Annotated in this window: 7 protein-coding genes; 3 read left to right on the forward strand and 4 right to left on the reverse strand. The window is 72.0% G+C overall.

Annotated features, from left to right (window positions below):
* The 4 genes from H0523_RS30455 to H0523_RS30470 form a co-directional block, all read right to left on the reverse strand.
* Positions 1-233: hypothetical protein (locus tag H0523_RS30455; RefSeq protein ID WP_180180265.1), on the reverse strand; the 233-nt coding region annotated here is incomplete at its 3' end.
* Positions 230-1,834 carry an ATP-dependent DNA ligase gene (locus tag H0523_RS30460; RefSeq protein ID WP_054428791.1) on the reverse strand — a complete coding sequence of 535 codons (1,605 nt, stop codon included), beginning with the start codon at positions 1,832-1,834 and terminating at the stop codon, positions 230-232. The genes H0523_RS30460 and H0523_RS30455, both read right to left, overlap by 4 nt.
* Positions 1,835-1,882: 48 nt before the next feature.
* A complete protein-coding gene (locus tag H0523_RS30465; protein ID WP_054428792.1) occupies positions 1,883-2,887 on the reverse strand; it encodes a ligase-associated DNA damage response exonuclease in 1,005 nt (334 codons plus the stop codon).
* A 109-nt stretch (positions 2,888-2,996) separates the two neighbouring features.
* Positions 2,997-4,634 (reverse strand): ABC transporter ATP-binding protein, encoded by a 1,638-nt coding sequence (locus H0523_RS30470; protein WP_054428793.1) that lies wholly within the window; start codon positions 4,632-4,634, stop codon positions 2,997-2,999.
* A 145-nt stretch (positions 4,635-4,779) separates the two neighbouring features.
* Between H0523_RS30470 and H0523_RS30475 the strand changes: the two genes are divergently transcribed.
* The 3 genes from H0523_RS30475 to H0523_RS30485 form a co-directional block, all read left to right on the forward strand.
* A complete protein-coding gene (locus H0523_RS30475) occupies positions 4,780-6,858 on the forward strand; it encodes a DUF8189 domain-containing protein (RefSeq protein ID WP_054428794.1) in 2,079 nt (692 codons plus the stop codon).
* 170 nt (positions 6,859-7,028) lie between these two features.
* Positions 7,029-9,170, forward strand: a complete 2,142-nt coding sequence (locus tag H0523_RS30480; protein ID WP_054428795.1) for a hydantoinase/oxoprolinase family protein — start codon at positions 7,029-7,031, stop codon at positions 9,168-9,170.
* The coding region (locus H0523_RS30485; RefSeq protein WP_180180266.1) for a hydantoinase B/oxoprolinase family protein at positions 9,167-10,687 on the forward strand (1,521 nt) is incomplete at its 3' end. The genes H0523_RS30480 and H0523_RS30485, both read left to right, overlap by 4 nt.

A 10,687-nucleotide genomic window follows, 5' to 3' on the forward strand; every position in this document is an offset into this window, starting at 1 on the left:
AGCACGCGCGGCCCCTCGCCCGCCGCCGCGCGCGCCGGCGCCGGGTCGGCCAGCGCCTCCAGCAGCGGGCCGCCGAATGCCGCCAGGGTCTTGCCGCTGCCGGTGGGCGTGTGCAGCAGGCCGGATTCACCGGCCAGATAGCGCCGCCAGGTTTCGCGCTGGAACGCGGCGGGCTTCCAGCCGCGCGCCGCGAACCATGCCAGCAAGGGGCCGTCCCGCCTCGCGGCGCTCATCGCGCCAACGCCTTCAGGGTATCGAGCCGGTCGGCCTGGTCGGCGCGCTTGTCATGGCGCCAGCGCAGGATGCGGGGAAAGCGTACCGCCACGCCGGACTTGTGCCGCCGGGACAGGTTGACGCCCTCGAAGCCCAGCTCGAACACCTGCACCGGGTCGACCGAGCGCACCGGGCCGAAGCGTTCGCGCGTGTGGGCGCGCAGCCAGCGGTCCAGTTCAAGGATCTCCTTGTCGTCCAGGCCCGAGTAGGCCTTGGCGATGGGCACCAGCGCGTCGCCGTCCCACAGGCCGAAGGTGTAGTCGGTGTAGAGCGTGCTGCGGCGGCCGTGGCCGGACTGCGCGTACAGCAGCACCGCATCGATGGTGAGCGGATCGATCTTCCACTTCCACCAGTCGCCGCGCCGCCGGCCGGCCTGGTAGGGCGCGCCGCGGCGCTTGAGCATGAAGCCCTCCACGCCGCGCTCACGCGATTGCGCGCGCAACGCCTGGGCCTCGTCCCAGCTTGCCGGCGCCACCAGCGGCGACAGGCCCAGGCGCGGGTCGGCGCGCTCGCGCAACAGCGCTTCCAGCCGCGCGCGGCGCCCGGCCTGCGGCGCGTCGCGCAGGTCGGCGCCGTCCAGCTCCAGCAGGTCATAGGCGAGCAAGCGCACCGGCGCCTCGGCCAGCCACCGGGGCCCGGGCTTGAGCCGCTGGATGCGGGTCTGCAGGGCCGAGAACGGCATCGGGTCGGCGCTGTCTTCCTGCCAGGCCAGCAGCTCGCCGTCGATGACGCAGTCCACCGCCAGCGCGGCCGCGGCGGCCTCGACTTCCGGGAAGCGGCCGTCCAGGCGCTCTTCGCCGCGCGACCACAACGCCACCTCGCCGCGCCGCCGGATCAGTTGCGCGCGGATGCCGTCCCACTTCCACTCCAGCAGCCAGTCGTCGATCGGCCCCAGCAGCGCCGGGGCGCCCTCCAGCGGCGAGGCCAGGAAAAAGGGATAGGGCTGCTGGCGGTCGCCCGGCAGCTCGTCGGCGCTGAGCAGGTCGCGCAGAAACGCGGGGCTGGGCGACCATGCGCCCAGCATGCGCTGCGCGATGCGGGCGATGGGCACGCCCGACAACTCCGCCAGCGCCTGCTGCACCATGCGTTGCGACACGCCGACGCGCAGCGCGCCGGTCAGCAGCTTGTTGAAGACCAGGCGCTCGATGTAGGGCAGGCCCCGCCAGGCCGCGACGATGACTTCGCGGCGCTCGGCCTCGTCGCGGTTGGCGACCGGCACCAGCATCTCCTCGATCCAATCGGCCAGGCCGCGCTCGGGCGCGGCAATGCGCGGATCGGGCACCAGCAGCGCCAGCGTCTCGGCCAGGTCGCCGACCTGGTCGTAGCAGGCGTCCACCAGCCAGGGCGCGGTGTCGGAGGCGGTCGCGGCCCATGCGCGCAACTCGCCGACGGCGGCGATCTTGCGGCGCGCGCTGCTGATCTTGCCGCCCGCCAGCAGGTACAAGGCCCAGGCCGCGTCGCGCGGCGGCGCATCGCGGAAGTACGCCAGCAGCGCCGCGCGCTTGTCCAAGGTGGCGGTGCTGCCGTCCAGTTCCTGATACAACGCCGCGAATCGCTTCATGCCTGGGTCCGTTCCCCTGTCGCTACGAAAATGGCGCGGCGCGCCGTCCTAATCGTCTTCGCCATATTGCGTGGCCAGCGTCTCGGCGGCGATGCCGGATTCATTCAACGTGCGCACCAGCGCGTCGGTGTCGCCATGCGTGGCGATGACGCGGCGGGCGCCGGTCTGGCGGATCGTGCGCAGCAGATCGGGCCAGTCGGCATGGTCCGACACGACGAAGCCCCGGTCCATGTTGCGTCGGCGCCGGTTGCCGCGCAGCCGCATCCAGCCGGACGCGAAGCCGTGCTGCGCCTTGCGGAAGCGCCGCAGCCACGCGCTGCCGGCCGCCGACGGCGGCGCCAGCACCAGCTCGCCAGCAAATCCCGTGCCCGCGGCCGCCGGCGCGCCGTCCGCGTCGATGACCAGGCGCGTGTCGGGCAGCGCGATGCCGGCCTCGCGGTAGACGTCCACCCCCGCGGCAATCGCGCCATGCAGGTAGACGGGCCGGTCGACGAACGGCATCAGTTCGGCCAGCACCCGCTGCGCCTTGCCCAGCGCATAGCAGTACAGAATGGCCGCCTCGCCGCGCGCGGCGCAATGGTCGCGCCACTGGACGATGTCGCGCGCCACCTCCGCGGTGTCCGGCCAGCGATAGATCGGCAGGCCGAAGGTGGCTTCGGTGATGAAGGTGTCGCACGGCACCACCTCGAACGGCGCGCAGGTGGGATCGGGCTGGCGCTTGTAGTCGCCCGACACGACCCAGACCTGGCCGTCGACCTCGATGCGTACTTGCGCGGAGCCCAGCACGTGGCCCGCGGAATGCAGCGAAACGCGCGCCCGGCCCAGCGTGAACGGCTCGCCATAGGCGTGGACGCGGTAGTCCTGCTCACGCAGTCGCCATTGCAGGATGGGCAGGCCCTCGGCACTGGTGTGGTAGCAACCCATGCCGACGCGGGCGTGGTCGCCATGGCCATGCGTGAGGACGGCCACGTCCACGGGGCACCAGGGGTCGATGTAGAACCCGCCCGCGGCGCAGTACAGGCCCTCCGGACGCAATTGGACGATGTCGGCCATGGATGCTCTCCCGCCGGGATGGGCGCGACTCGCGCGGGGCGCGCGAAACGCGGCACGGCATCAGTCGGTTATACCGCGAATGCCGCGCCTGGCCAAAGCCGCCAGGCCGCTAGGCCGCCCGCCGCGCGGCGGCCTCGGCCGGATCCCAACCCCGGCCCGGCACCGCCGCCAGCAATGCCTGGGTATAGGGATGCGAGGGCTGGCCGAAGACCTCGGCGCACGGCCCCTCCTCCACCACCTTGCCGTCCTTCATGACCGCAACGTGGTCGCACACCTGCGCCGCGACCCGCAGGTCATGGGTGATGAACAGGATCGACAGGCCCAGTTGCTCGCGCAGGCGCGCCAGCAGCGCCAGCACCTGCGCCTGCACCGAGACGTCCAGCGCCGACACCGGCTCGTCGGCGATCAGCACGCGCGGCCGCATCGCCAAGGCCCGCGCCAATCCCACGCGTTGCCGCTGTCCGCCCGAGAACTCGTGCGGATAGCGGTTGATCGCGTCCGGCGACAGGCCGACCAGTTCGAACAATTCGCGCGCCTGGGCCCAGGCCTCGCGCCGCGGCATGCCATGCACGATGGGTCCGCGCGCGACGATCTCGCCCACGCGCTGGCGCGGATTGAGCGAGCCATAGGGGTCCTGGAACACCATCTGCACTCGCCGCGCATGCGCGCGCCGCGCGCCGGCGCCCTTGAAGGCCAGCGGTTCGCCCGCCAGCGTGACAGCGCCCGCGTCGGGCGGCGCCAGCCCCAGCAGAGTGCGCGCCAGGGTCGACTTGCCCGAGCCGCTTTCGCCGACGATGCCGAGCGTGCCGCCTTCGCGCAGCGTCAGCGACACGCCATCGAGCGCGCGCGTCTCGCGTCCCGGCTGGTTGAACCAGCCGCGCTTGCGGTAGGTCTTGGTCAGCGCCACGGTCGTGAGGATGGCGGGCGCATCGGGCGCGACCGGCGTGCGCGCCGCGGCCGGCGCCAGCGGCGGCACCGCCGCGATCAGGGCGCGCGTGTACGGATGGCGCGGATGCCGCAGCACCTCGTCGGCGCGGCCGCTCTCCACCAGTTCGCCGCGCTGCATGACGGCGACGCGGTCGGCGATCTCGGCCACCACGCCGAAGTCATGGGTGATGAACAGCACCGCCGTGCCCTTGCGGCGTTGCAGGTCATGGATCAGGTGCAGGATCTGCGCCTGCGTGGTGACGTCGAGCGCCGTGGTCGGTTCGTCGGCGATCAGCAGCGCCGGCTCCAGCGCCAGCGCCATGGCGATCATGGCGCGCTGGCGCTGGCCGCCGGACAGTTCGTGCGGATACGCGCCCAGCGCCAGCGCCGGGTCCGGCAGACGCACCGAATCCAGCAGGCCCAGCGTGCGGCGGCGGATCTCGGCGCCGGACAGGCGCGTGTGGGTGCGGAACACTTCCGCGATCTGGTCGCCGATGGTGCGCAGCGGATTGAGCGCCGTCATCGGCTCCTGGAAGATCATGCCGATGCGCTGGCCGCGCAGGCGGCGCATGGCGGCCGGGGACAGGCGCAGCAGGTCCTCGCCTTCCCACAGCACCTGTCCGCCGCTGGCGCGCACGCCCTGCGGCAACAGGCCCAGGATGGCGCCGGCGGTCAGCGATTTTCCGGACCCGCTCTCGCCGACGACGCACACGATCTCGCCGGCGTTGACGGACAGGGACAGGTCATGGAGCGCATGCGGCCGGTCGGCGCCGGCCGGCAGGTCCACCGTCAGGTTCTGGATGCGTAGCAGTTCGGTCATGGGAGGCCGATGGTAAAGCGCGCGGCGACAGCGGCTAACGACAGATCGGCGATTAGCAAATTCCCGCCGCGTGATCCCGCGGACCGGACTTGTTAAGATGCCCGCAACGGCAGATTCTTGCCCTTGCCCACAGGAGCAGCGCCCCTTGACGCGGATCCTCACGACCTTGCTCTCCCGCCTCGGCCAGGCGCTGCTGCTCGCCTGCCTGGCCTGCTCCGCCGCGTTTGCCGCCCCGCCCACCCTGGCGCAATGCAACGGCATCAAGGATCTGGCCGTCGTCGCCCACCTGGATGACGACCTGCTGTTCATGAACCCGGACATCGCGTCCAACGTCGCCGCCGGCGGCTGCGTGCGGGTGATCTACCTGACCGCCAGCGATGCCGGCGAGGGCGACACCTACATGCTGGGCCGGGAGCGCGGCGTGCGCGCGGCCTATGCCTACATGGCGCGCCAGCCCGACCTGTGGAAGGAAAGCGTGGGCCATGCGGACCAACGCCAGATCGCGCGTTTCACCTTGTCCGGCAACCCGCGCGTGCAGCTGTGGCACCTGCGCCTGAAAGACCCGTGGCTGGGCAAGGGCTGGGGCAGCCTCACGCCGCTGAGCCGCACCGAGTCGGAACCGGGACAGACGGTGGACACGCTGGGGCCGTATCCGGAGGTCTACTCGCGCGAACAGCTGATCGACACCCTGGCCGAGCTGATCCGCCAGTACCAGCCGACCACGGTGCGGCACCTGGACGACACCATCAGCGTGCCCTACACGCAGCTGTGCTGGCGCTGCGCCGGCCACGGGCACCCTGACCATATCGCCAGCGCGCGGCTGGTCCGCGCCGCCATGCTGCGCGCGCCCGGCAACTACGCCGAGATCGGCTACATCGACTACCCCAGCCAGGAACGCGCCAGCAACCTCGCCGATAACGAGATCGCCAGCAAATCGATGATCTTCCAGCACTATGCCTGGAACGACTACCACTATTGCGCCGGCCCCACCGGCTGCAAGGAGCCGGCCGGTCCCGCGGCCGCCTGGGTGCAACGCGCCTACTACGTCTCGCGCCAGGACATGCCGCCGCAGATCTATCCGGACGGACGCAACGGCCTGGTGGTGTTCGCCGCCGGCGAGACCAACGCCGCCGCCAACCGCTGGGACTCCGGCCAGCGCCGCTGGCAGAGCCTGGGCGGCCGCACCGGTGGCCCGCTGGTGACATTCGGCCACGCCGACGGCACCGCCGGCCTGATGGCGCGCGATCCGCTGGGCGGCGTGTGGGCCAACAAGCAGCGCCACGATGGCACCTGGCAGGGCTGGCAGGCCCTGGCCGGCGTGCGCGTCAGCCAGATTCCGGCCGTGGCGCCGCGCGGCGAAGCCGCCGCCGTGGCGCTCGGCTACGACGGCCTGCTGCACTGGATCGCGCCGACCGGCATCGACGGCAGCTGGGCCCCGTGGCAAAGCCTGCCGCCGCTGGACGGCGCCACCGGCGCGCCCGCGGTCGTGCGCGGCGATGACGGCCGCTACATCGTCTTCGCGTCGGCCGGCGGCGGCCAGCTGTTCTACACGCGCCAGTTGCCGGCGCGAAAGGGCCAGCGCCCCGAGTGGCACTCCTGGCGCCGCGTGCAGGCGCCCCAGGCCGCCGGCGGACTGGCCGCGATCCGCAACCACGAGCACCGCGTCGAACTCTATTTCCGCCAGCGCGCCAACAATCACCTGACGCGGCTGGAAGAAGCCGGCGACACCACCGACCTGGACATGGAATGGAGCGCGCCGACCGACCTGGGCGTGCCCTACATCGGCCGCCCCGCCATCGACGCCGATGCGCAGGGCAACGTGATCGTGGCGATCCTGGAACGCGCTGACGGACCGCTCTGGCTGGTGGAACACGGCAAGCCGGCCAGGCTCGACGCCGAGGCCGCCTCGCCGCCGGCCATCCACCTCATCGACGGCACCTTGTACGTCGTCGCGCGCATGGCGGGCGGGCCCCAGCGCTACCAGGTGCTGTCGCGCCGCGACGGCGTCTGGGCCGCCAGCCTGACCCTGGACGGCATGCCCGCCACCGGCGGCGGCCCGTTCGCGACCCTGGCCGCGCGGCCCGCCGACCTGCCCAAGCTGGGCGCCAACGACGCCCAGAACGCGGTCGTGGTGCGGCCCTCCGCCACCGAACCCGGCACCCTGACACAGGAAGCGATGCCCACGCAGGCCTCGCGCGCCGCCACACCGACCCGCACGCAATGAAGGGCGGATTGCCGGCACGGTAGTCCGCCCGGCGATGGGCGACCAGCGGAACACCCGGCCGCGCGGGCTGGCGGCCGGCTAACGCGGAATCCGCATATCGACATGCGAAAAACGTCCTTCTGGCGGCTGCCGTGACTGCTTAGGATCAGGGTTTTTCCTTCCCTGCCCTCATGCCCCACTCCCCCTCTGAGTCCGCCTCGACGGCGCCGGTGCGCGTTGCCGTCGACGTCGGCGGCACGTTCACCGATATCGTCCTCGAACAGGAACCGCGACGCTGGTCGGCCAAGCTGCTGACCACGCCCGACGCGCCCGAAACCGCCGTGCTGCAAGGCATCGAAGAGCTGCTCGGCCAGGCCGGCCTGGCGTGGCCGCGGGTCGACCTGCTGATCCTGGGCACCACGCTGGCCACCAACGCGCTGATCGAGCGCAAGGGCGCCCGCACCGCGCTGCTGACGACCGCGGGTTTCCGCGACCTGGTCGAGATCGGCCTGGAAGACCGCTTCGCGCAGTACGACATCTTCCTGGACAAGCCCGAACCGCTGGTGCCGAGGCCCTGGCGCTTCGGCGTCACCGAGCGCGTCGATGCGCACGGCCAGGTGCTGACGCCGCTGGACGAGGCCCAGGTGGTCGCGCTGGCCGGCGAACTGACCCGCGCCGGCATCGAGAGCGTGGCGGTGTGCCTGCTGCACAGCTATGCCCACCCCGGCCACGAGCGCCGCATCCGCGAGCTGCTCAAGGCGCACGCGCCGCAGCTGTGGGTGTCGCTGTCTTCCGACGTCTGCGCCGAGATCCGCGAATATCCGCGCCTGTCCACGGTCAGCGCCAACGCCTATGTGCAGCCGCAGGTGTCCGGCTACCTGCGCCGGCTGAACGACGCGGCGCGCCAGCGCGGGCTGCGCGACGAACCGTTCCTGATGACCTCGGGCGGCGCCATCGCCACCCTGCAGACCGGCATCGACGAACCGGTGCGGCTGGTGGAATCGGGCCCCGCGGGCGGCGCCATCCTGGCCCAGCACATCGCCGAACAGACGGGCGCGGCGCGCGCGCTGTCGTTCGACATGGGCGGCACCACCGCCAAGATCTGCTACATCGACGACTTCGAGCCACAGGTCAGCCGCAGCTTCGAATTCGGCCGCGTGCACCGCCACTTGAAAGGCTCGGGCCTGCCGATCCGCATCCCGGTGATCGAGATGGTGGAGATCGGCGCCGGCGGCGGCTCGATCGCGCGCGTCAACCACCTGGGCGTGGTGCAGGTCGGCCCGGACAGCGCCGGCTCCTCGCCCGGCCCCGCCGCCTACGGCAATGGCGGCGAGCTGCCCACCGTGACCGACGCCCACGCGCTGATCGGCACCGTCACGCCCGAGCGCTTCGCGGTCGGCAAGGTCAGCCTGCAACCCGAGCGCGCGCGCCAGGCCATCGAGACGCACCTGGCCGGCCAGGCCGGGCTGGAGGCGCCACAGGCCGCCCAGGCCATCATCGAAGTGGTCAGCGAGAACATGGCCAACGCCGCCCGCGTGCACGCCTCCGAGTTGGGCAAGGCGGCCGAGGAGCACACGCTGATCGCCTTCGGCGGCGCCGCGCCGCTGCATGCCGCCGGACTGGCGCGCAAGCTCGGCATCGGCCGCGTCATCATCCCGGAATCGGCGGGCGTCGGTTCGGCGGTCGGCTTCCTGTGGGCGCCGATCGCCTACCAGGCGGTGCGCAGCTTCCACCAGCAGCTGGCCGACATCGACCATGCCGCGGTGCAGCGCCTGCTGGACGAACTGACCGCGGGGGTCGACACGGTGGTGCGGCGCGCCGCGCCCGACGCGCCGCTGCATCACAAGCGCGTGGTGTTCATGCGCTACAGCGGCCAGGGCCACGAGATTGCCGTGGACTTGCCGGACGGCCCCTTCGACGCCGCCGCCAGCGCGCGGCTGGGCGCCGCCTTCGCCGAACGCTACGCCCAGCTGTATGGCCGCAGCCTGCCGCACGTGGCGCCCGAGGCCGTCAGCTGGTCGGTCGCCGCCCAGGCCGGCGAGCGCCGCGCGCGGCCCCAGGACCACATCGCCAGCGGCCCGGGCACCGCCGCGCGCCAGGCCGGCACGCGCCGGCTGTATGACTTCGAGCGCAACGACTGGATCGAGGTGCCGACCTACGAACGCCAGGCGCTCGACGCCGAGCAGACACTGAGCGGCCCCGCCCTGGTCGTGGAAGACGAGACCACCACTTTCGTGCCCGCGGGCTTCGAGGCACGGCGCAGCCGGCTCGGCTCGCTGGTGCTCGATGACATCAAGGCGGCCGCCGCGCGCGCCGCAAAGGACCCCGCATGAGCACCCCGCAACACACGCCCCAGCAACGCATCCGCTTCCAGCTGGCCTGGAACCGGCTGCTGTCGGTGGTCGAGGAACAGGCCCAGGTGCTGATCCGCTCGGCCTTCGGCACCGCCACGCGCGAGGCCGGCGATCTGTCGGCCGGCGTTTTCCTGCCCGACGGCCGCATGATCGCCCAGGCCGTCACCGGCACGCCCGGCCACGTCAACGCCATGGCCGAATCGGTCAAGCACTTCCTCAAGGTGTTTCCGCCGGAGACCCTGAAGGACGGCGACGTGCTGCTGACCAACGACCCATGGAAGGGCACCGGCCACCTGTTCGACATGACCATGGTCTCGCCGGTGTTCCACGACGGCGCGCTGGTGGCGCTGTTCGCCTCGACCCTGCACGTGATCGACATCGGCGGCATCGGCAGCAGCGCCGACGGCCTGGAGGTCTATCACGAAGGCCTGTTCCTGCCGATCCTGCGCTTCTTCCACCAGCACCAGGTGGACCCCGGCGTGCTGGCCATCATCCGCGCCAACGTGCGCGAGCCGGAGCAGGTCGAGGGCGACCTGTACGCGCTGGTGGCCTGCAACGACATCGGTGGCCGCCGCCTGAAGTCGCTGCTGACCGAGTTCCAGCTGGCCGACCTGGAATCGCTGGGCGGCTACGTCATCGAGCAGTCGGCGCAGGCCATGCGCCAGGCCATCGCCGAATGGCCGCAGGGCACCTGGCACAACACGCTGGTGATCGACGGCTACGACGCGCCGATCACGCTGCAGACCAGCGTGACGGTGGGCGATGGCAAGATCCTGGTGGACTTCGACGGCACCTCGCCCAGCGTGGCGCGCGGCATCAACGTGGTCAAGGCCTATACCGACGCCTACACCTCGTTCGGCATCCGCTGCCTGATCGGCGCCGACGTGCCCAACAACGCCGGCTCGCTGTCGCTGGTGGAGGTGGCGGCGCCCGAAGGCTCGATCCTGAACGCCCGCTTCCCGGCCGCCGTGACGGCGCGCCACATCATCGGCCAGCTGCTGCCCGACGCCGTGTTCGGCGCGCTGCGCCAGGCGCGGCCCGACCAGGTGCCGGCCGAGGGCGCCTCGTCGCTGTGGAACCTGCACCTGGTCGGCGGCGAACCGCTGGCCGGCGCCACGCAGGAGGAACAGCAGGCACTGCTGGCCGGCCCGCGCTTCAACGCGGTCAGCTTTTCCACCGGCGGCACCGGCGCGCGCCCCGGCAAGGACGGGCTGTCCGTCACCTCGTATCCCAGCGGCGTGCGCAACGTGTCGCTGGAGATCCTGGAAAGCGCCAATCCGCTGGTGTTCGAACAGAAGGAATACCGCGCCGATTCCGGCGGGCCGGGCACGGTGCGCGGCGGCCTGGGCCAGACCATCGTGGTGCGCCACGCCGATCCGCACGCGGCCATGATCATCGCCGCCGCCTTCGATCGCGTGGTGCATCCGGCCCGCGGCGCGCTCGGCGGGCAAGCGGGCGCCGGCGGCGCGCTGGGGCTGGCCTCCGGCGCGGGCCTG

This window comes from Achromobacter insuavis (assembly GCF_902859645.1).
Lineage (GTDB): Bacteria > Pseudomonadota > Gammaproteobacteria > Burkholderiales > Burkholderiaceae_B > Achromobacter > Achromobacter insuavis.